Source organism: Fulvivirga lutea, from assembly GCF_017068455.1.
GTDB lineage: Bacteria > Bacteroidota > Bacteroidia > Cytophagales > Cyclobacteriaceae > Fulvivirga > Fulvivirga lutea.
Window position 1 is genome coordinate 4105398 of record NZ_CP070608.1, and the last position, 22885, is coordinate 4128282.

The window sequence follows — 22885 nt, forward strand, 5'->3', positions numbered from 1 at the left end:
TCAATTAATGTTAAAGCAGTTATTATATAGTTTTTGTGTAGGTGCCTGTTTGCTATTAATCAGCAACCAGGCTATAGGCCAGAAAAAAGGTAAAAATTGGGAAACAAAACTTCGTGAAGCTGAATTTTACTTTACAGAAGGTGAGAAGTATTACATTCTTGAAGATTACTCAAAGGCCTTAGTACTTTTTCAAAAATCATTAGATATCAATGATGAAAACGCCACAGTCTATTTCAAAATAGGCCAGATTTATGCTAAAGGTAGCGAACTACAAAAGGCGCTAGAAAATGCGTTAAGAGCATTAGAATTGAACGATAGCAACAAGTATTTCTACATTCTTGTAGCTGATATCTATACACAACTAGGAAACTTTCCTAAAGCTGCAGATACCTATGAGCAATTAATTGACAAGATAGAAAACACGGAAATCTATTTATTTGAATTAGCTGCTTTGTATTTATATCAACAGAGGTATGATGATGCCATAGCTACTTATAATAAGGTTGAAAAATCATACGGTATCTCAGAAGAGATAACTTTTCAAAAACAAAAGATTTATTTACAAACTAACCAGTTAGACCTTGCATTGGAAGAAGGCCGAAAGTTGATAGAAGCATATCCTGATGAAGAAAGCTTTGTGATTAAACAAGCTGAGATATTGATGTCTAACAAAAGGGAAGCTGATGCAAAATCGCTTTTAGAAGATTTTCTTGCGAATCACTCTAACGGCAATCACCAATCGCGTTTAATACTTGCTGAATTAAAACGAAGAAGTGGTGAAGTAGAAAGCGCACTTAGTGAGCTGAAGAAAGCTTTCAGTAATCCTAATTTTAATGCTGGAAATAAAATACAATTGTTGGCTCAATATAGAGCCAGTCTTCCTGTAAATGAGCTTAAGCAACTGGCGCTTCCTTTAGGTAAATTAGTAGTTGATACACATCCGGATGTAGCAGATGCGCATATTATCTATGGTGATCTACTTCAACAAGTAGGTGAATCAGAAAATGCTAAAAATCAATATGTTGCATCAACAAAAATAGACCCTTCCAATATTTCGGTATGGCAGAATATTATTCAACTTCATTTTGAATTAAATGAAGTGGACAGTGTTATTTATCATTCAGATATTGCCCTTGAGTTATTTCCCAACCAAGGTATTCTATACTATTATAATGGAGCCGCCAACCTACAACAAGGTAATGATGAAGATGCGGTATTTTCTTTGGAGCAGGGCAAGCGACTTTCATCCAGCAATTTGAGTTTATTGAGTGGGTTTAATGCGTTGTTGGGAGATGCATATAACAATATTAAGGAGTATAAGAAATCAGATGAAGCCTATGAAGCTGCGCTCGATTTTGATCCAAATAATGACCTCGTACTCAATAACTACAGTTATTTTTTGGCTATCAGGAATCAAGATTTAGATAAAGCCGAAAAAATGTCGAAGTTGGTAATTGATAGAAATCCTACCAACGTCACTTATTTAGATACATATGCCTGGGTGTTATATACTAAAGAAAAGTACAAAGAAGCAAAGAAAGTGATGGAGAAGGCCATAGAAATTGGAGGCGTTGAAGCCATTCATTACGAACATTACGGTGACATTTTATACAAATTAGGCAAAGTAGACGAAGCTGTTGAACAGTGGAAAATAGCGAAAGGCATGGACCCTAATGCAGAACTTATTGATAAAAAAATTGCCGATAGAAAGCTTTATGAAAAATAAAATAGCAGCATTCCCCTGCTTATTAATCGCAATAATTTTAGGAAGTGGATGTAGTAACAAATTTCAAGGTGTTACCTGGAATTTGCTGGATAAAAACAAACTGGATGTTCGCGAAATAGATTTCGAGTACTTCTCCGGCAAAGCAAAGATCAATTATAAAGATGAAGAGCTAGACATTAAAGCCAGAGCAAATGTCAGAATTAAAAAAGATAGTGCTATTTGGATAGCATTCTCTGCAGTAGGTATACAAGGTGCCCGATGTATGATCAGCCAGGATTCCATTACAATCCTAAATTTGGTAAAGAAAGAATACTACGTTTTCAATTACGATTCTCTTAGTAAGCAATTTAATTTCGATGTAAATTTTGATGCTATTCAATCCGTTGCCTTAGGTAACTTAATCAAACCATATACTAAAGGTGACCATTCAGAACGTGTAGATGATTTCTATCAGTTAAAGCAGAAATCAGGTAAAGTGGAAATGACAAACTTTGTAAGCGCAGAAACAATGAAAATTGAGCGGGTTGAAATGCTTGAGCCAAGCTCTAAAAATACCGCAGTAATCAGGTATTACGACTTTCAGTTGGTTGAAGAACACGCGTTTCCTTATTCAGCCATAATTTCTTTATTTTACAAAGCCAATACAGGCACTTTAAATACAGTTATTGAGTTTGAATACAATAAAGCTGAAATTGAACACAAACCTTTAAAATTCCCTTTCAGTATACCTAAAAAATATGAGCGTAAGTAAGTTAGCAAGTCTCGTTCTTTGCCTGGTTTGCATCTCTGCAGGAACACTACTTGCACAAAAGTCCAAAGCTCAATTACAGAAAGAAAAACAGGAAAACCTTGCCAAAATTGCTGAAGCAGAGAAGATTCTGAATGAAACAAGAGGCAAAAAGCAAAATACAGTTGGTCAGCTCAATGCATTAAATCAGCGTATTAAAACGCAGGAAGACCTTATCAGCTCAATAAAAAATGAAATGTATCTTCTTAACGATGAGATAGAAGAGACCAATGAAATTATTGAGGCCTTATCAGATGATTTAAAAAACCTGAAAAAGGAATATGCCGCAATGGTTTACTCTGCTTACAAGGCTAATAAAGGAGTCAATAAGCTTACTTTTCTTTTCACGGCTAAGTCCTTCAATCAGTTTCTCAGAAGGTTAAAATATATGGATCAATACAGTGAGGCCAGAATTAAGCAGGCCGAACAAATTACCAAAGTGCAAAACATCTTATCAGACCAGGTAACTGTGATACAGAGCAAAGTGTCTGAAAAAAATATCCTGTTAGCGGAAAATTTGCAGGAAAATAAAAGCCTGGAGAGATTAAAGCAAAACCAAAACAACCTTGTCACTAACCTGCAAAAGCAAGAGAACCAGATCAAGAAAGACTTAGAGCAAAGAAAAGATGCTGTAGCTAAGCTAGATAAACTCATTAACGACATTATTAAAGCAGAAATTGAAAAAGCACGATTAGCTGAAAGGTCCGCAATTGATGCCAGTAATAAACTTTCGAATGAGTTTGCTGAAAATAAGACAAAACTGCCCTGGCCTGTATCCGGATTTATCTCTCAAAAGTTCGGTAAACAAAACCACCCAGTGCTCCGAGGTATTGTTATGAATAACACAGGTATAAACATTCAGACAAAGCAAAACGAGAAAGTAAAGGCAATATTTGGTGGCGAGGTTAGAACAGTAGCATTTGTACCTCTTGTTGGTAACACAGTTTTAATAAGTCATGGCGATTACTTTACTGTTTATGCCGGCCTTAAGGACGTATTCGTAAAAACAGGCCAAACAGTAAACCTCGGTGAAGAGTTGGGCTCCATTCTTACCAATAAAGACGGGGTGTCTGAATTAAAATTTGAGGTGCGAAAAAGTGCTGCGGCATTAGACCCACAGCAGTGGTTAGTAAGAAAATAAATCAAACATTAAACCGTTTGTCAATTAGTACTTTCACACGTTAATAATTAATACCTATCTTTACAACATCTTAATAAAAACACAGTTATGAACAGCATATTTTTGATAGGAATGCCAGGTGGTTGGGAGTGGATAATCATCATTTTGGTGGTTTTGATATTTTTCGGAGCTAAGAAAATTCCTGAATTAGCTCGTGGTTTAGGTAAAGGCATCAGAGAATTCAAAGATGCTACCAAAGAGATCAAAAAAGACATTGAAGATTCAAGCAAGATAGAGGAAGAAAAAAAGAGTTAAGTTGAACGAATACTCCTCTTTAAGTCTTATTCAGAAAGATTTAAAAAGTGGCTCAATCTCATGTTCTGAGCTTGTCAATCATTATTTAGAAAGAATAAACTCAAATGAGCATTTGAATGCTTTAGTAGAGGTTTATGCCGATGAAGCCAAAGCCAAAGCCCTGGAGGTTGACAAAAAGATTAAAAGCGGAACCTCTGGTAGATTAGCGGGAATGGTGGTAACACTAAAAGATGTGTTATGCCATAAAGACCATAAACTAAGTGCCGGAAGCAAAATTTTAGAAGGTTTCGAATCACAATTTAACGGCACGGCAGTACAAAGACTTATTGATGAAGATGCCATAATCATTGGAAGAAATAATTGCGATGAGTTTGCAATGGGTTCTTCCAATGAAAATTCAGCTTTCGGACCTACGCTCAATGGAGCAGATAATAGTCGTGTTCCAGGTGGTTCATCTGGTGGTTCTGCGGTAGCAGTGCAAGCAGGTATGTGCCTCGTTTCACTTGGTTCGGATACAGGAGGCTCTGTACGGCAACCAGCAGCCTTTTGTGGTATTATCGGCTTAAAGCCCACCTATTCTAGGATATCGCGCCATGGCTTATTGGCCTATGCATCTTCATTTGATTGTATAGGAATATTCGCAAAAGATACTTCTGATGTTGCGATCGTACTGGAAGTAATATCAGGTGAGGATGAATTTGATAGTACCGTTTCTAAGGCTAAGGTTGATAGTTATTCCAATGGCCTTAATAATTCAGAAAAAAAATTAAAGATTGCTTATATCAAGGAAACCTTAGATTCTGATGGTCTGAATGATGAAATACGGCAGAATTTCAATGCACAACTAACAAAATTAAATTCTGAAGGACATAAGGTAGAACCAGTTGAATTCCCATTGCTCGACTACATTCTCCCAACCTATTACATACTTACAACTGCTGAGGCGAGCTCAAACTTATCACGTTTTGACGGAGTGAGGTATGGCTACCGATCAAAAGATGCCTCCTCCTTAGAGTCTATGTATAAAAACACACGCTCAGAAGGGTTTGGTGAAGAGGTGAAAAGGCGAATAATGCTAGGAACCTTTGTACTCAGTGCCAGTTATTATGACGCTTATTACAACAAAGCTCAAAAAGTAAGGCGGTTGATTCGAGAGGCCAGTAAAAGCATATTATCTAAGCATGATTTTATTATAACACCTACAACACCTACAACAGCATTTAAAATTGGTGAGCATCAGGCTGACCCGTTAGCCATGTACCTTGCCGATTTATATACAGTACAAGCATCAGTGGCTGGTTTACCTGCAATTTCTGTACCTTCCGGGCACGATTCTTCTGGTTTACCCGTTGGTATTCAGGTAATTGCTAATGATTTTGAGGAGGCCAAATTATTGTCATTTTCAAAATATTTGATGACTTTAGGGTAATATATGTATATCAAAGCCACCATTTTTTGCTTTATACTAGCTTTATGTTGCCAAGCAACTGTAGCTCAAGATAACGAAATTACTAAGTCTGAAAACCCCTATTTATACGAATTTATTCCCGGTGAAGCAGATTTTGACCTTATTCAGGACAGACTCAAGTGCATAGAAAGAACTATCCCATTAGAGTATAATACAAGAGTTCACGCATTTGTTAACTACTTTACGAATAAAGACAGAGATTATACGCGCGGCATCATTAAAAAAAGGGACGTCTATTTTCCGCTCTTTGAGAAATACCTTGCGAAATACGGGTTACCGGATGAATTAAAATACCTATCAATAATCGAATCAGGGTTAAACCCTGAGGCCACTTCTGTAGCCAGTGCCGTTGGTTTATGGCAATTTATGTCTGCCACAGGCAGGTATTTTGGCTTGCACAATGATTGGTATATTGATGAAAGAATGGATCCTGAAAAATCTACAGAAGCTGCTTGCCGCTATTTAAAGCAGTTATATAACATGTTTGGTGATTGGGAGCTTGCAATTGCAGCCTACAACAGCGGACCAGGAAATATTAGAAAGGCTATTCGCAGATCAGGGTACAAACGCACTTTTTGGGAAATTTACCCTCACCTACTTCGCGAAACACGCAGCTATCTACCACAGTTTACCGCCATGATTTACACCTTAAATTATGCAGAGGAACACAATTTTATTGTGGATGATTTAGAATACTATCAGGAAACTGATACGGTAATGGTAAATGGTTATACCCACCTTACAACCATTTCTGGCCAGCTTAATATATGCGATGATGAATTGATTAAACTTAATCCTAGTTTAAGAAGAGGTGTAGTTCCTGAAAATACAAAAGCCTATGCCATTAACCTTCCAGCACACGAAAAAGAAAGATTTAATCTTCAAAGAAGAGAAATACTTGACAGTGCTTCTAAAGTAGGTAAAAACCAAATTGAATACCTGGCTCGAAACGCTCCCGGAAGTACTTATGGCAGAGATAAAATAATTTATAAAGTTCGTAGTGGCGATGTTTTGGGAAGAATCGCAGAACGATATAATGTGAGGATTTCCGACTTAAGAACCTGGAATAATATTAATGGAAACCTAATTCGAGTAGGCCAAAACTTAACCATTTGGCAAAAGGCAGGCTATGTTGCAAAAAGCACAGAACCTGTATTTGAAAAATTACCCGATGGTACAAAAACTTATATTGTTCAGCCTGGTGATACCCTGTGGGATATCTCCAGAAAATTCGAAGGTTTAAGTATCGAAAAACTGAAAGCCTTAAATGAGTTGAGCACTAACAATATTAAGGCGGGTCAAAAGTTAATTATCGGAAGTTAATTCCAGCTCACATTTCGTGACTTTAAAACTTAATGCGGCTTATACTAATTGGATGCATTAAGTGATTTATCTTTAAGATTTAAAAATAGTAATTTATGAACCTAACCAAGGCATTAGTACTCACGTTATCGATCATTTTATTATCATGTGGTGATGGGAAAAAGGAAGTAGCACTACTCCCTAAGGCAAGTGGAAAGCCGGGCGAGATGATTGTGGTTATGGATTCTGCCCAGTGGAAAGGCGCTCTAGGTGACGCAGTAAAAGAGACGTTTCAAGCGGAAGTAAAAGGGCTACCAAGACAAGAATACCTTTTTAAATTGAACAGAGTTGAACCAACAAAATTCAATAGTGTACTAAAGACCGTTAAAAATTTACTGTTTGTGGTTACACTCGATAGCAAATCCTCTGCCTCCAGAGTTGTAAAAAACTACTTCACAAAAAGCTCATTAGATAAAATAAGAAGTAACGATGACTTATTTGTTTTTACTGCTGAAGATGAATTTGCGAGAGGGCAGAATATCATGTATTTATTCGGCAATAGCCCTGAGAACTTAATCCAAAAAATAGAAGAGAATAAAGAGCGCCTCCAAGGATATTTTAATAACGCAGAAAACGAAAGACTTTTTAAAGGGCTTTATAATGCAGAAGAAAAAGAAGGGTTCACCAGGCAATTAATCAAAGATCACAATTGTTCAATGCGTATTCCATTCGGATATAAAATGGTTGTGAATCAAAAAGGCTTTATTTGGTTCAGGCAGATAAATGATGAAAGTGACAAGGACATTTTTATCACCTACAAAACTTATAATTCTGACAAGGCGTTTACGCAAGAAGCGATCATTAACTTCAGGGATTCTGTGGCTCAACGACAACTATTCGAAGACCCAGCTGAACCTGATACCTATATTAAAACAGAAACTCAGGTACCCTATATTCCGGTTATTTCAAGAGAGTATAATTTCAATAATAAATTTGCCATTGAAACACGTGGTTTATGGAAGACCAACAATCTTTCTATGGGTGGCCCTTTTATTGGGTATACTGTTGTAGATGAAAATCTTAACCGACTCTACTATATTGAAGGCTTTGTATACTCCCCGGGGAAAAGCCAGCGTGAATTTATTCGTGAGCTCCAAGTAATATTGAACACATTTAAAGTTTCATCCGAGCTCGAAAACAAGTAATTTCGCCCTTTATTTACATCTAACATCTTTACGCAATGGCCATCAAGATAAGAAAAGAAGATGCCCTAAACTTTCACACACAGGGCCAGCCAGGAAAAATAGAAGTAGTACCAACAAAACCTCTGGGTTCTCAAATGGACTTGGCTTTGGCATACTCACCTGGTGTGGCGGAGCCTTGTAAGGAAATTGCTGCAAACAAAGAAGACGTATATAAATATACCGCTAAAGGCAATTTGGTGGGTGTGATTTCAAATGGTACCGCTGTATTAGGTTTAGGGAATATTGGACCGGAAGCCTCAAAACCAGTAATGGAGGGTAAAGGTGTGCTTTTCAAAAAATTTGCAGGTATAGATGTTTTTGATATCGAAATCGATGAAGAAGACCCTGATAAATTCATTCAAATAGTAAAGTCTTTAGAGCCTACTTTTGGTGGTATAAACCTGGAAGACATTAAAGCACCTGAGAGTTTCAAAATAGAAAGAACACTCAAGGAAGAGATGAACATTCCCATAATGCATGACGATCAGCATGGCACGGCTATCATCTCTGCAGCTGCACTAATTAATGCCCTTGAGCTGGTAAATAAGAAGATTGAAGATATTACCATTGTAGTTAATGGAGCTGGAGCAGCAGCCATTGCCTGTACAAAAATTTATACATCACTCGGTGCGAAGCACAAGAACATAATCATGTGCGATAGCAAAGGAGTAATTAATAAATCAAGAGAAAACCTTGATGAATCTAAGGCAGAATTTGCCACTGATAAAGACTTAGATACTTTAGAAGATGCAGTGAAAGGTGCTGATTTCTTCTTAGGCCTTTCTGTGGCTGATATACTTACACCAGAGCATATTAACTCTATGGCTGATAACCCGATAGTGTTTGCTCTGGCAAATCCAAATCCTGAAATAGCGTACGATCTAGCTATTGAAACCAGAGATGACTTAATAATGGCCACTGGTAGATCCGACCATCCTAACCAGGTAAATAATGTACTCGGTTTTCCATACATTTTCAGAGGAGCGTTAGACGTTAGAGCCACTGCCATTAATGAAGAAATGAAACTGGCTGCAGTACGAGCTTTAGCTACACTTGCCAAGGAGAGTGTACCTGATATGGTTAGCAAGGCTTATGGCAATACAAAAATTCAATTCGGTAAGGAATATTTAATTCCTAAACCGTTAGACCCTCGTTTAATCACTACCATTTCACCGGCAGTTGCTCAGGCCGCCATGGAATCCGGTGTTGCTCGTAAAAGCATTGAGAACTGGGATGAATATAAACTTGAGCTGCAACGCAGAATAGGCATTGACCAAAAGTTAATGTCTAGAGTAATAAGCAGGGCTAGAAAAGACCCTAAAAGAGTTGTTTTTGCTGAGGCACATGACCTTAGAATTCTTAAGGCTGCCCAAACGGTTAAAGATGAAGGTATAGGCTTCCCGATTTTACTTGGAAAAAGGTCAATCGTAACTAACTTAATTAAAGACAACAGCCTTGACCTTGAAGATTGTCCAATCTTTGACACCTATGAGGAAGAAGAAAAAGTGCAGGAATTCGCTAAGTTTTACTACGAAAAAAGAAAGCGAAAAGGTGTGACGCTTTACGATGCCAACAAGCAAATGCGAGATCGTAATATGTTTGGTGCAATGCTGGTTGAAGCTGGAGAAGCCGATGGAATGGTATCGGGACTTACAAAGGACTATCCTAAAACAATTTTACCTGCGCTGCAAATTATTGGGATGGAGCAAGATGTAAAGCGTGTGGCTGGTATGTACATCATTTTATCCAAAAAAGGCACTTTTTTCTTCTCAGATACAACTGTAAACGTAAATCCTACTCCTGAAGAATTAGTAGATATCATCGGCTTAACAGCCAGAGGAGTTGAATTTTTTGATATGGAACCGCGTGTTGCTGTTCTATCATACTCTAACTTTGGATCAAGTAAAGGAGAAATACCTGAAAAAACGAGAGAGGCCGTTCGCTTGGCGAAACAAAAATATCCTGATTTAATTATTGATGGTGATATACAGGCCAACATAGCACTAGATACAAAAATCCAACAAGAAGCCTATCCATTTAGTGAGTTAGCAGATAAAGGCGCAAATACACTTATTTTCCCTAACCTTGCAGCAGGAAATATTGCCTATAAACTCTTAATGGAAATAGGCGGAGCTGAAACTATTGGCCCAATCCTACTGGGAATGAAAAAGCCAGTACATGTACTTCAACTGGGTTCTTCAGTGCGAGACATAGTGAATATGGTGGCCATTACTGTGGTGGATGCTCAGTTATACGATCAAAATAACAAAAAATGATAGCGTACCTGAAAGGTAAATTAGCGTTAAAAGAACCTACTCATTTAATCATTGATGTTAATGGTGTGGGGTACCAAGTTAATATTTCATTAAATACTTTTTCTTCCGTTAAAGATAAGGAGGACATTTTTATCCACACTTACTTACACATTAAGGAAGATAGCCATACACTTTTTGGCTTCAGTGAAGAGTCTGAAAAAAACATGTTTTTAAGCCTACTCTCCATTTCAGGGGTTGGGCCTAATACTGCCTTAATGATACAATCCTCGCTGAGTGCAGGTGAATTAAAACAAGCCATCGTTCAGGAAGATGTTAAAACCATTCAAAGTGTAAAAGGTGTGGGTGGCAAAACTGCTCAACGAATCATCCTTGAGTTAAAAGATAAATTAAAAAAAGAAGGCCTTTATGAAGAGGGAGAAAAGATAAATTCATCAGGCCACAATACATTAAAGAAAGAGGCGTTATCTGCCTTAATGACGTTAGGAATTAATAAAAATGCAGCTGAAAAAAGTATCGATAGCATCCTTAAAAATTCGGGAAATACGATTACTTTGGAGGAATTAATCAAGCTCTCATTAAAAAACGCCTGAGATATTTAAGTTTTGATTTTTGGGAATTTCAACACATTTGTAAACACGTGCGTGGGTGTTTTTATAACACTCGTGATTCTGTGTGCACTTCCCAAAACATCTTATTCTAAATCAAAATTTTTATTTCAAACCGTTCAAGCTGATTCGGCTAAAAAAGATAGCGTAGCAAATCAGCCTTATTCACCTTCCAGAAGGCCAACTTACCGGCCCAAAGACCGGTTTGGCGACCCTTTTAGTAGTAGGCCAAGTAATTCTCCACTATTACTTGACGACCCCTCCAGCATGCAATTGGATGTTGAGATTGATACGGGTATGAATTACACTATCTATGAGAAAATAGGTGATTTAAATTATCGCCCTACCTCCTCCATGTCATTCACGGAGTTTAAACAATATCAGGAACGAAATCAGTTAAAAGAATATTGGAAAAACAGATCATCGGGCCTGGATGGTGAAAGTGCTGTTAGTGGCAGAAACCTTATTCCTCCCATATATATAAGCCCAATATTCGATAGAATTTTCGGAGGTACCTATGTGGAAATTATCCCGCGCGGCTTTGTAACGCTCGATTTTGGTGGAAGATGGCAGCGAATTAACAACCCAAGTATTCCCATCAGGCAGCAGCGAAATGGTGGGTTTGAATTCGATCAGCAGATAAGCATGAACATAGTGGGTAAAATTGGCGAAAAACTACAGGTTACAGCCAATTTCGACAACAACAACTCCTTCGATTTTGAAAACAACCTGAAAGTAGAATACACTGGTTATGAGGAAGATATGCTTCAGAAACTGGAGATTGGTAACGTAAGTTTACCACTCAATAACAGTTTAATTACCGGTGCCCAAAACCTTTTTGGAGTTAAAGCTCAACTACAGTTTGGTGATCTGTATGTAACTACCGTAGCCTCCACTCAACGAGGTAAATCTGAAACAATCACAATTGACGGTGGTGGTGTTCAAGGTAGGCAGTTTGAGCTTCAGGCTTCTAATTATGATGAAAATAGGCACTTCTTTCTTTCACAATTCTTTAGAGAGAACTATGAAAGTTGGTTGAGCACAATACCAAATATCAATTCAGGGGTGAATATTACTAGGGTTGAGGTATATGTGGTAAACAGAAATAACGACACGCAGACAACCAGAAACATTCTTGGTATGATGGATATGGGTGAGTCGAGACAACGAAATATTTACAACGACATAGTGCAAGCCTCTGCATCAACAATTAATGGTAATCCCGTAAGAAATGACGGTAACAACATGTTTACCAGCTTCTTAAACGGACTAAACAGGAATGCAGCTACAGTGAATGAAAATCTTGATATGTTAGGTTTCGAAAACGGCACTGACTTTGAAAAAATTACCACTGCCAGAAAACTAGATCCTAATGAATATTCAGTAAACAGAAGGCTGGGTTACATCTCATTATTTAGAAAACTCCAAAATGATGAGGCATTGGCTGTTTCCTTTGAATACACTTATCAGGGAAGAAATTATAAAGTAGGTGAGCTTTCAGAAGACTACTCAGCATTAAGCGATGATGATGTGATTTTCATGAAACTTCTTCGCCCAAGAAAAATTAATATTGACGACCCTCAAGGCAATAGAATTCCAACTTGGGATTTAATGATGAAAAACATTTATTCATTAAATGCCACAAATGTCAGTCAAGATGGGTTTGAGCTAAGAGTTATCTATCGGGATGATTTATCAGGTATTGACAACCCTCAATTACAGTTTGGAGCGGTGGCCAGCACTATTCCATTAATTCGACTTCTTGGTCTTGATAAATTAAATCCAAATAACGACCCACAGCCTGATGGTAACTTTGACTTTGTCGAAGACATCACAATCAGCACAGAAAACGGATTGATCATATTTCCATTTTTAGAACCTTTCAATACGCCTCTTGATAATGCCTTTTTAGAAACTGAAGATCAATTCAGGGAAAAATTCGTCTATGAAGAGCTATATAATCAAACCAAAATTGATGCAGAACTTGTCTCCAATAAAAACAAATATGTTATCACTGGTTCTTTTCAATCTGGCTCTTCCAATGAAATTGTAATTCCTGGATTCAATATTGCTGAGGGTTCTGTGCGTGTTTTTGCGGGTGGCTCCCCTCTACAAGAAGGTGTTGACTATACTGTTGATTATACGTTTGGTAAAGTAAATATTATCAATGAAGGAGTATTGTTATCTGGCAAAACACTTTCTATCTCTTATGAAAAAGCAGATTTATTCAATTTTCAATCTAGAACACTTTTAGGAACTAGATTCGACTATAAGTTGAATGATGATGTAAATTTTGGAGCCACATTACTGCACCTGAATGAACGGCCACTAATTTCAAGAAATAGTGTCGGTAATGAGCCTATAAGAAATACTAAATATGGCTTTGATGTAAACATTAGAAAGGAATCACGTTTTCTTACAAAAATGCTGGATAAGCTGCCTTTAATTTCTACGAAGGAGCCATCATCCGTTTCCTTCAGTGCAGAATTTGCTCAATTAATTCCGGGTACATCCAATATTGTAGATGGCGAGGGAACATCGTATATCGATGATTTTGAAAACTCGGCCACTCCATTTTCACTGAGCAACCCTAATAGCTGGAGATTAGCCTCTTATCCTCAAACCCCGGAGAATAAATTCTTAGGATCCAGCTCAAGGCCGCAAAATGATTTTAGAGCAAAATTGGCCTGGTATAATATCGATAACCTTTTCTATAGAAGTGATAGCAGACGACCAGATGGCATTTCTGATGAAGAACTGGAAAACCACTATGTGAGAGCCGTTGAACAACAGGAAATATTTGCCAATAGAGATTTAAATATTATCAACTTTCAACAAGTTTTTGATTTGGCATTTTACCCTAATGAAAGAGGCCAGTATAATTATAATCCGAATCTTGATAATCAAGGAAATTTAAATTTTGATCCTAGAAGAAGCTGGGGTGGTATTACTAACGCCATACGATCCGAAGTAGACTTTGACAGAGCTAACGTAGAATATATAGAATTCTGGCTGATGGACCCATTCATTCAAAGTGCTCGAGGTGTGGTTGATGATGGTAGGCCAAATCCAACCCCAAACACCACTGGTGGTGATCTATTTTTTAACCTTGGTAGTATTTCAGAAGATGTAATTCCTGATGGCCGACATGCCTTCGAGAATGGTTTGCCTCCAGATGGTGATAAATCTGGTGGCGATGTTTTTCTCGATCCGGATTGGGGCTATGTTACAACACAACCATTTTTAACAAATGCTTTCGATAACTCCGAGTCGTCCCGTGCTAATCAGGATGTGGGTTTGGATGGTGCCAACACAACAGAAGAAAACCAAATCTTTTCTGATTTTGTAAACGCTGTTCCAGGGGGTGCTCGTGTAATCGTTGAGCAAGACCCTTCAGCAGATAACTTTAGCTACTTTCTTAGCGGTGAACTAGATGCCAGAGATGCTACATTACTTGAGAGGTACAAGAATTTTAATGGTATGGAGAATAACTCTCCTGTGGTTACAGGCAATACTTCATTTACTCCTTCGGGCACAACTATTCCAGACAATGAAGATTTAAATGCAGATAATACTTTAAGTGAATTAGAAGAGTATTACGAATATCAAGTACCAATAAGACCTGCTTCTGGTGGTGGAATTGAGCAAAATGAATTTATTGTGGATCAGATTACCAACAACATAAATGGCGATGAAGTTACTTGGTACCTATATAGAATTCCAATCAGGCAGTTTGATAGAAGCGTTGGTAATATTAATGGCTTTAAGTCCATCAGATACCTAAGAACCTATCTTACCAACTTTGCAGAGCCAGTTGTTCTTAGAATGGTAAACTTTAGGTTTGTTTCAAGTCGGTGGAGAAGATATCTAAATACTTTAGAGCAGGCTAACCTGGACATTATTAATGATAGTGATGACATCGATAATTTCACTGTTTCAGTTGTAAACATCGAGGAAAATGGGGCAGGTACTTCAACTCAATCTCCGTATGTTCTTCCACCAGGTTTTGATCGTGATCAGGATAATACATCTACTTTAAATATTAGACTAAACGAGCAATCATTACAGGTATGTGTAGATGATCTGGAAGATGGAGATGCAAGAGCGGTAACAAAACAAGTACAATTAGATCTGATCAACTACGGCCAAATTAAAATGTTTTTACATGCAGATAGCGAGGCCAGCGATAATGAACTAACTGCATTTTTAAGATTAGGAGATGACGTTGACTCCAACTATTACGAAATAGAAGTTCCTCTTAAAATCACGCCTCAAGGCTCTTTCGACCCTAACGAAATATGGCCAAAAGAAAATGAAATTGATATTGCACTGGATCAACTTTATGCATTAAAGTCTGAAAGAGACAGACTAAATATTTCTAAACGAGCTCTATTCCCATTAGAAGGACCAAAAGTTGTAGGTAATAATCAAATTAGACTGAGAGGTAATCCTGATCTAAGTTCCGCCAAATGGTTGTCCATAGGTGTAAGAAACCCAGCCACACCAGATGGCAGACCCCTATCTGCCTGTATTTGGGCTAATGAGTTAAGGGTGTCTGACTTCGACCGAACTAAAGGCTGGGCAGCCAATGCTACATTAAATACCAAGCTGGCCGACTTTGCGAATGTGACCGCCACCCTGCAACATACCACTTTTGGGTTTGGAGGCATACAATCGAGAATAGCCGAAAGAACGAGAGAAGAAACTACAGCTTACGATGTGTCAGCAAATGTAAATGTAGATAAACTGTTACCCGAAAAACTGGGCTTACAAATTCCTATGTATGTCAGTTACGAAAAAACAACACAAACTCCACGGTTTGATCCGGCCAACCCCGACATACGATTAGATGCGGCCCTGTTATCCTTTGAAACAGAAGAAGAAAGGGAAGAGTATAAAAAGACTGTTCAGGATATTACTACCAGGCGCAGCATCAATTTCACCAACGTCAAAAAAGTAAAGACAAAAGAGAATCCTAAAAATCACATTTGGGATATTGAAAATTTTGCTTTCACCTATGGTTATAGCGAAACAGAGCGTACCAATTTTAATTTACAGCAATACACTAAACGAAACTATGATGCCACAGTGGCTTGGAACTTTAGTCCTAATGTTGAGCCTTTTGAGCCTTTCAGCAACTCAACTGCCTTGGATAAAAAGTATCTTAAACCCATCAAAGACTTTAACTTCAATCCTGTTCCAACAAAGCTTGGCTTTAGGGCTGATTTGAGGCGAGAAATAATTCAAACTGTCTACAGAAATAATGAGGGCAATGGGGAGACAGAAAACTTTCAGAAGTACTTCACCTTAGATAGAACTTATAATGCAGGTTGGAGCCTAACACAAAACTTAACAGTTGATTATAATGCGAGGGCCAATGCAATTATAGATGAACCTGAAGGCGAGATTAATACGGCAGAAGAAAAAGATTCGATACGTACTAATCTTGAAAACTTTGGTCGAATGAAAAACTTCGATCAAACGCTAAATGCCAACTATAAGCTTCCATTAGATAAACTTCCAGTAACTGACTGGGTGAGTGCCGAGTATCGTTATGGCGCCTCCTATTCCTGGCGAGCCGGGCCGTTTTATGCAGATGAAGGGCAGCGAGATTCTCTCGATTTTGGAAATGTTATCCAAAATAGCAGAGACAACTCCATTACTGGTAAGCTCGATTTAGTCAAGCTATATAACAAAATCAACTATCTGAAAAATATAAATTCGCCACCAACCTCACGGAGAAGGAGCTCTTTAAATAATAACCCAAAAGCAAAAGATGAGACGCCTGAAGGAAATAAAGGTGTTAACAGTTTCCTTAGATTTTTGATGTCGGTAAGATCGATTAATGCAACTGTAGCCTTGAGGGAGGGCACAATAATTCCAGGCTTTACAAAAAGAGCCTATTTGTTTGGGTTGGATAGTAGTTTTAATCAACCAGGCGTACCGTTCTTATTAGGTTCACAAAAATCTTCCATAAGATATAAGCTTGCTGAGGGAGGTTATATAACAACTAATCCAAACCTTACTGCGCCTTTTACTCAATCAAAATCTTTGGATATTAATGTGCGTGCAGATGTTAGTATTTCGCCTAGTATCAATATTCAATTAAATGCTAAGAAGCTCACGAGTGCATCATATGAAGAAATATATCGCAATACTCAGGAAGATCAGTCTCTCGAACCCGTATTTGAAAGTTTAAGTCCAAGTCGATCAGGTAGTTATGCAGTATCATTCTTAACTATAGGCACAGCATTTACGCGAGATAATTCCGATAACAGCTCCCCCGTTTTCGAAGAGTTTGAAAGAAACCGGCTTGAAATAATAGACCGGTTTGAACAAAAAACAGGTGTGCGGTATGATACCAATTCACAAGATGTTTTAATTCCGGCCTTTATTGCAGCATATACAGGTAAAGGTGCAGGGGATGTGAGTTTGAGTCCATTCCCCAAAAACCCAATACCTAACTGGAGAATTGATTATACAGGATTAAATAAGATACCTGCCATTCAGGAGAAATTTCAATCAATTACACTCAACCATTCATATCAATCGAACTACAATGTAGTCAATTATTCAAACTCGCTGGAGTATAATAATAATCTCGAATTGGGTAACGATGTAGAGAGTTACAATAAAAGCAGGTTTGCAGAAGTTCGAAATGGTGAACTCGTTCCCGTGTACGTAATCAGCCAGGTAATGATCAGCGAACAGTTTGCACCGCTAATAGGCGTAAATATTAGAACAAAAAGCAGGCTTACTGGAAAAGTAGAATATCGTACAAAACGTGACTTAGCTCTGAATATCAGCAACGCTCAAATCACCGAGCAAAAAAGTAACGATATAGTTCTTGAGTTGGGTTTTACAAAAGCAGGAATGAAAATGCCATGGAAAGCACAAGGTAGAGTTGTAACGCTGAAAAACGACCTTACTTTTAGATTCAACTTTACAATTCGAAACTCCAAAACTATACAGCGAAGAATTGATGAAAATGATATTCTTACTGATGGTAACTTAAATATTCAAATTAGGCCAAATATAAGCTATGTGCTCAATGAAAAACTAAATCTACAATTCTATTTCGAACGAAATATCACTGAGCCTAAAATATCAAATGCATTCCCAAGAGCCACTACAAGGGTTGGTTTTCAGGTTCGCTTTAGTTTGGCTCAATAAATTTCTACAAATAGAAAAAGAATGTATTTTTGAGAATAAAATAATAATTATGAATATACCAGCTACATTAAAGTACACTGAAGACCACGAATGGGTAAAAGTTGATGGAGATTATGCCTATGTTGGAGTAACTGATTTTGCCCAAGGCGAATTAGGAGACATTGTTTATGTTGAGATTGAGACAGAAGGCGAAGACCTTGGCAAAGGTGATGTGTTCGGTACCGTGGAAGCCGTTAAAACTGTTTCTGATTTATTTATGCCAGTAAGCGGAACAGTGGAAGAAGTTAATAGTGATCTTGAAAATTCACCTGAAATTGTAAACGAAGATCCTTATGAAAAAGGCTGGATGGTGAAAATTAAAATGTCAGATACTTCTGAACTCGATAATCTACTTGATGCTGATGCCTATAAAGCCGTAGTAGGAGCTTAATTTGAATAAATATTACATTGCAAGTATACTTTGGGCATGCCTCATTTTAGGGCTTACCCTAACGCCAGGTAAATCGTTACCCGATGTAGATTTGTTTAGCTATGATAAGCTGGGACATGCAGGAATTTTTGCAATTCAGGCGTATCTTTTCGTGTCAGGAATATATTTTGACAAAAAATCTGTGACTTTTAGTGTACTAGTTGGATTACTAATAACACTAGTGTACGGTGCCGGTATAGAAGTAGCACAAGAATTTATTCCAGATAGAGGTATGGAATTTATGGATTTAGTGGCCAACTGTGCCGGAAGTATTATAGGTATTTCAGTTTTTTACATAAGTTATAAGAAAAACTGGCAATGAGTTTTTAAGTAGTTTTGTATATTTGGAGACTACAGAGTAGAGTTTAATAATTAACAAAATAAATAATGGAAGCTAAAAAGACAGAAAGTGCTAGCTTGAGGAATAAATCAGGATTCTTCTTCAACATCGGCCTATTCGTTACAATGTGTCTGGTAGTTTTAGCCTTCGAATGGAGAAACTATGATGATGGGGCTCTAGTAGACCTAGGTCAGGTTTCTGATGATTTTGAAGAGCTTTTAGAAATACCACCAACGGAGCAACCACCTCCCCCACCACCAAAAATTCAGCAACCTGAAATAATCGAGGTGCCTGATGAAGAAGAAATCGAAGAAGAAATTGAAGTTGACCTTGATGTGGAAATTACAGAGGAAACTGTAATTGAAGACATTATCGTTGAGGAAGCTCCAGAAGAAGAAGTAGCTGATGAAGTATTCACTATTGTGGAAGATGCAGCAATGCCTCCAGGTGGCTACCAAGCTTTCTACGAATACGTAGCAAAAAGGCTAAAGTACCCAGCACAAGCAAGAAGAATGGGTATCGAAGGAAAAGTGTACGTTCAGTTTGTTGTAGACAAAGACGGTTCACTTACTGAAGTACAGGCTGTGAAGGGTATTGGTGCCGGATGTGATGAAGAAGCTGTAAGAGTGCTTCAATCTGCACCAAAATGGAGTCCTCCAAAACAAAGAGGAAAACCAGTAAAGCAAAGAATTATATTACCTATCACATTTAAGTTAGGTTAAGACTTTAAAGGGCCAATTCAGATTTGGCCTTTTATTTTGAAATTTATAACTAATTTCTTAGTTTTATTATTTAATTAATAGTTAAATGAAAAAGAAATCAAAACAATCTGACCTTAGACGATATAGAGGGTTATTCTTCAATATTGGTTTGTTCATTTCAATGTCTGCTATAGTATTCGCCTTTGAATGGAAAAGCTATGAAGACATGGGTTTAGTAGACCTCAATTCAGTATCTGATGATTTTGAAGAATTACTTGAAATTCCACCCACAGAACAGCCACCACCTCCACCACCCAAAATCAAACAGCCTGAAATTATAGAAATTCCAGATGAAGAAGAGATTGAAGAAGAGATAGAGGTGGATCTTGATGTAGATATCACTGAAGAAACAGTAATTGAAGATATTATCATTGAAGAAGCTCCAGAAGAAGAAGTGGCAGACGAAGTATTCCAAATTGTAGAAGAACCTGCAACGCCTGTTGGAGGCTACCAATCGTTCTATGAGTACATTTCAAAGAACATTCGATACCCTGCACAAGCAAGGAGAATGGGTATAGAAGGTAGAGTATTTGTTCAGTTTGTGGTTGGGCCTAACGGAGAGATATCAGAAGTGGAAACTGTACGAGGAATTGGAGCCGGTTGCGATGAAGAAGCAGAAAGATTATTAAAAAGTGCACCAAATTGGAACCCTCCAAAGCAAAGAGGTAAAGCAGTGAAACAACGAATAATGGTTAGGTTAGTATTTCAATTAAACTAGGAAATAATAATCCCGCCCAACAGACCCGCTACTATTAGTAATGGTGAGGGTATTTTGGTGAACATAAGTATCAAAAATGTACTTATTGTTATACCAAAATTAAGATAATTAGGTTCTAACGGTAAAAATAAAATGATGGCCGCAGCTATTACCATTCCCGAGCTAACGGCATTTATACCTTCAAGTGAAGCCTTCACTCTTCTATATTTTTTCAAGCTATCCCAAAATCTGATAACAAAAAATATTAAAAATGCTCCGGGCAAAAATATTCCGAGCGAGGCAGAAATGGCACCCACAATTTCTCCACCTACCCCATACTCTCGCATAGAAAGAGAACCTACGTATGCACAAAACGAAAATACCGGACCCGGAAGTGATTGCATTAGTGCATATCCTGATAAAAATTCCTCAGAGGTTAAATACTGCTTAAACTCTACGAACTCGGTATATAAAAAAGGTATAAGTACCTGTCCACCTCCAAATATTAAACTCCCATTTCGATAAAAATTTTCAAATAACCTTACGGGCAATGCCCTGGTTAGTCCACCTAAAGCTGCAGCTAGTACAAACACCGATGCCCATAAAATAAAATTGCCCCACTGAATTTTAATTTTATCTTTCTCTTCAATCGCATGGGCTTTATAATTTAAAGAGGTAATTAATCCCCCTGCCACCAGCACAATCGGGAAAACATAGGGCGAACCAAAGAAAAGTGACACAATCGCTGAGGCTATCATTAACCCAAAACCTAATGTAGAATGAATTACCTTCTTCGCAATCTTATAACCGGCAAATGCCACAAAGCCTACAGCCATAGGCTGAATGAATCGCGTGAATTCAATGGAAATATTCTGTTCCTGCAAATTAGAAATGGTAATCGCAGCTATTGTCATAATAGTTACAGCAGGTACCATCCAGATTAATAATGTTAGGTAAGCCAAATTAGGCCCACCAATTTTAAAACCAACTGCAGTGATAGTCTGGGTTGAGGTAGGGCCTGGTAATATATTGCAGAGAGCATTAAGCTCAATTAGATCCTCCTCAGAGAGATATCCTCGTTTCTTGACCAGTAGATCAAGAAACATAGCAATATGCGCCTGAGGGCCTCCGAAAGCAGTTACAGCGAGTATTAAAACATCCCGTAGAAAGATATAGTATCGTACCTTTCTAAACAAAGCCTATTTCTTAAGGCCTATTTCTGCTAACCTCTCGCTCAAAAACTCACCAGCTGTGATATCTTCAAACTGTTTGGGGTTGTTTTCATCAACACATTCAGGTAAGCAAGTTAAATCCATGTCACTTCTTGGGTGCATAAAAAATGGTATTGAATACCTACTGGTTTTCATTTTATCTTTTGGCGGATTAACCACTCGATGAATGGTAGATTTTAATTTTCCATTAGTATGTCTTTCCAACATGTCACCAACATTTACTACCAATTGCTCAGGTAACGCGGTAATTGGTATCCACTGTCCATCTCTTCGAAGTACTTGAAGCCCATCTGCGCTGGCTCCCATTAGAAGCGTAATAAGATTTATATCGCCATGCTCTGCTGCTCTTACTGCATCAGCAGGAACTTCTTCCGGGTTTTCAATAGGGAAATAGTGTATTGGCCTCAAAATACTGTTGCCATTTTTAACTTTATCATCAAAGTAAGTTTCTTCAAGACCAAGATATAATGCTATTGCACGTAACATATAAACACCAGTCTTTTCCAAACTTTGGTATACCTCCAATCCTATTTCCTTTAATTCAGGAACTTCATCAACCCATACATTATCAGGGTATTCTTCTTTTATAGGATCTCCATCAGTAACCTCTTGGCCAACATGAAAAAACTCCTTTAAATCTCCGGTTGTTCTTCCTTTAGCATGTTCTTTTCCTTTACCTATGTAACCCCTTTGCCCTGCTAAGCCCTCAATTTCATACTTTTGTTTTATGGATTCATCCAATGAAAAGAATTTCTTTATTGCTGCATAAAGCTGTTCAGATTTCTTATCAGATAAGAAATGGTTTTTCACTGCAACAAAACCGATACTGTTGTATGCATCGCCTAAAGCTTGAACAAATTTGTTCTTTCTTTCCTGATCGCCCTCTATAAAATCAGCTAAATCTAAAGAAGGTATTTCGTTGTATAATTTACTACTCATAGGTTTAATAGGTTCGTCAATCGAGATACTAAAATTATTCATTTCTCAGTGAATAATCTTCCTTTAAAACAAAAAACCCTGATCAATGACCAGGGTTTATTTGTTCCTCATATAGGTACTTAAACCTTTATTTCTACATCAACTCCACTTGGTAGCTCAAGCTTCATTAGAGCATCAACAGTTTTTGTACTGTTAGAATAGATATCAACTAGTCTTTTGTAAGTACATAGTTGAAACTGCTCTCTTGATTTCTTGTTTACGTGTGGAGATCTCAATACAGTAAATTTCTCTTTCACTGTTGGTAAAGGAATTGGCCCATTTACTACAGCTCCTGTAGTTTTTACCGCTCTTACAATCTTCTCTGAAGACTTGTCAACCAAATTATGATCGTAAGATTTTAATTTTATTCTTATTTTCTGATTCATAATTAA

17 protein-coding genes are annotated in these 22885 nt (G+C 37.6%); 14 read left to right on the forward strand and 3 right to left on the reverse strand.

From position 1 onward, the window contains the following. Nucleotides 1-7: 7 nt before the first annotated feature. The 14 genes from JR347_RS18220 (at nt 8) to JR347_RS18285 (ending at nt 20304) form a co-directional block, all read left to right on the forward strand. Complete coding sequence (locus tag JR347_RS18220; protein ID WP_205722000.1) at nt 8-1726, forward strand: tetratricopeptide repeat protein; 1719 nt, start codon at nt 8-10, stop codon at nt 1724-1726. Next, complete coding sequence (locus JR347_RS18225) at nt 1716-2477, forward strand: DUF4292 domain-containing protein (RefSeq protein WP_205722001.1); 762 nt, start codon at nt 1716-1718, stop codon at nt 2475-2477. Before JR347_RS18220 ends, JR347_RS18225 begins: the two co-directional genes overlap by 11 nt. Continuing rightward, nucleotides 2464-3654 carry a murein hydrolase activator EnvC family protein gene (locus JR347_RS18230; RefSeq protein WP_205722002.1) on the forward strand — a complete coding sequence of 397 codons (1191 nt, stop codon included), beginning with the start codon at nt 2464-2466 and terminating at the stop codon, nt 3652-3654. Before JR347_RS18225 ends, JR347_RS18230 begins: the two co-directional genes overlap by 14 nt. Nucleotides 3655-3741: 87 nt before the next feature. Continuing rightward, entirely contained in the window at nt 3742-3948 is a 207-nt protein-coding gene (locus JR347_RS18235) for a Sec-independent protein translocase subunit TatA/TatB (RefSeq protein ID WP_205722003.1), read from the forward strand. 1 nt (nt 3949) lies between these two features. Beyond that, a complete protein-coding gene (gene gatA, locus JR347_RS18240; RefSeq protein ID WP_205722004.1) occupies nt 3950-5377 on the forward strand; it encodes an Asp-tRNA(Asn)/Glu-tRNA(Gln) amidotransferase subunit GatA in 1428 nt (475 codons plus the stop codon). 3 nt (nt 5378-5380) lie between these two features. Beyond that, the gene (locus JR347_RS18245) at nt 5381-6739 is read left to right on the forward strand and encodes a lytic transglycosylase domain-containing protein (protein WP_205722005.1); all 1359 of its coding nucleotides are present in this window, start codon (nt 5381-5383) and stop codon (nt 6737-6739) included. 95 nt (nt 6740-6834) lie between these two features. Further along, a complete protein-coding gene (locus JR347_RS18250) occupies nt 6835-7923 on the forward strand; it encodes a DUF4837 family protein (protein WP_205722006.1) in 1089 nt (362 codons plus the stop codon). Nucleotides 7924-7958: 35 nt separating this feature from the next. After that, nucleotides 7959-10238 carry an NADP-dependent malic enzyme gene (locus tag JR347_RS18255; protein ID WP_205722007.1) on the forward strand — a complete coding sequence of 760 codons (2280 nt, stop codon included), beginning with the start codon at nt 7959-7961 and terminating at the stop codon, nt 10236-10238. Then, the gene (gene ruvA, locus JR347_RS18260) at nt 10235-10828 is read left to right on the forward strand and encodes a Holliday junction branch migration protein RuvA (protein ID WP_205722008.1); all 594 of its coding nucleotides are present in this window, start codon (nt 10235-10237) and stop codon (nt 10826-10828) included. The genes JR347_RS18255 and ruvA overlap by 4 nt, the downstream gene beginning before the upstream one ends. Nucleotides 10829-10879: 51 nt before the next feature. Continuing rightward, nucleotides 10880-18016 carry a T9SS outer membrane translocon Sov/SprA gene (gene sov, locus JR347_RS18265; RefSeq protein WP_235689717.1) on the forward strand — a complete coding sequence of 2379 codons (7137 nt, stop codon included), beginning with the start codon at nt 10880-10882 and terminating at the stop codon, nt 18014-18016. Nucleotides 18017-18065: 49 nt separating this feature from the next. Further along, nucleotides 18066-18446 carry a glycine cleavage system protein GcvH gene (gene gcvH, locus JR347_RS18270; protein WP_205722009.1) on the forward strand — a complete coding sequence of 127 codons (381 nt, stop codon included), beginning with the start codon at nt 18066-18068 and terminating at the stop codon, nt 18444-18446. Between the two features lies 1 nt (nt 18447). Continuing rightward, entirely contained in the window at nt 18448-18807 is a 360-nt protein-coding gene (locus JR347_RS18275) for a VanZ family protein (protein ID WP_205722010.1), read from the forward strand. A 65-nt stretch (nt 18808-18872) separates the two neighbouring features. Further along, entirely contained in the window at nt 18873-19547 is a 675-nt protein-coding gene (locus JR347_RS18280; protein ID WP_205722011.1) for an energy transducer TonB, read from the forward strand. 85 nt (nt 19548-19632) lie between these two features. After that, a complete protein-coding gene (locus JR347_RS18285) occupies nt 19633-20304 on the forward strand; it encodes an energy transducer TonB (protein WP_205722012.1) in 672 nt (223 codons plus the stop codon). On the opposite strand, the gene chrA is transcribed toward JR347_RS18285, so the two are convergent. From chrA to rpsJ, 3 genes are all read right to left on the reverse strand, one after another. Next, nucleotides 20301-21479: a chromate efflux transporter gene (gene chrA / locus JR347_RS18290; RefSeq protein ID WP_205722013.1), complete on the reverse strand. Its 1179-nt coding sequence runs from the start codon at nt 21477-21479 to the stop codon at nt 20301-20303. The genes JR347_RS18285 and chrA overlap by 4 nt on opposite strands. 3 nt (nt 21480-21482) lie before the next feature. Further along, the gene (locus JR347_RS18295; RefSeq protein ID WP_205722014.1) at nt 21483-22454 is read right to left on the reverse strand and encodes an isopenicillin N synthase family dioxygenase; all 972 of its coding nucleotides are present in this window, start codon (nt 22452-22454) and stop codon (nt 21483-21485) included. A gap of 119 nt (nt 22455-22573) precedes the next feature. Further along, on the reverse strand, nt 22574-22879 hold the full coding sequence (gene rpsJ, locus JR347_RS18300; RefSeq protein WP_155184296.1) for a 30S ribosomal protein S10: 306 nt from the start codon (nt 22877-22879) through the stop codon (nt 22574-22576). Nucleotides 22880-22885: the final 6 nt, after the last annotated feature.

Coding starts and splice junctions, on each gene's coding strand:
- JR347_RS18220 (WP_205722000.1), top strand. CDS start 8: ATGTTAAAGCAGTTATTATATAGTTTTTGTGTAGGTGCCTGTTTGCTA.
- JR347_RS18225 (WP_205722001.1), top strand. CDS start 1,716: ATGAAAAATAAAATAGCAGCATTCCCCTGCTTATTAATCGCAATAATT.
- JR347_RS18230 (WP_205722002.1), top strand. CDS start 2,464: ATGAGCGTAAGTAAGTTAGCAAGTCTCGTTCTTTGCCTGGTTTGCATC.
- JR347_RS18235 (WP_205722003.1), top strand. CDS start 3,742: ATGAACAGCATATTTTTGATAGGAATGCCAGGTGGTTGGGAGTGGATA.
- JR347_RS18245 (WP_205722005.1), top strand. CDS start 5,381: ATGTATATCAAAGCCACCATTTTTTGCTTTATACTAGCTTTATGTTGC.
- JR347_RS18250 (WP_205722006.1), top strand. CDS start 6,835: ATGAACCTAACCAAGGCATTAGTACTCACGTTATCGATCATTTTATTA.
- JR347_RS18255 (WP_205722007.1), top strand. CDS start 7,959: ATGGCCATCAAGATAAGAAAAGAAGATGCCCTAAACTTTCACACACAG.
- ruvA (WP_205722008.1), top strand. CDS start 10,235: ATGATAGCGTACCTGAAAGGTAAATTAGCGTTAAAAGAACCTACTCAT.
- gcvH (WP_205722009.1), top strand. CDS start 18,066: ATGAATATACCAGCTACATTAAAGTACACTGAAGACCACGAATGGGTA.
- JR347_RS18280 (WP_205722011.1), top strand. CDS start 18,873: ATGGAAGCTAAAAAGACAGAAAGTGCTAGCTTGAGGAATAAATCAGGA.
- JR347_RS18285 (WP_205722012.1), top strand. CDS start 19,633: ATGAAAAAGAAATCAAAACAATCTGACCTTAGACGATATAGAGGGTTA.
- JR347_RS18295 (WP_205722014.1), bottom strand. CDS start 22,454: ATGAGTAGTAAATTATACAACGAAATACCTTCTTTAGATTTAGCTGAT.
- rpsJ (WP_155184296.1), bottom strand. CDS start 22,879: ATGAATCAGAAAATAAGAATAAAATTAAAATCTTACGATCATAATTTG.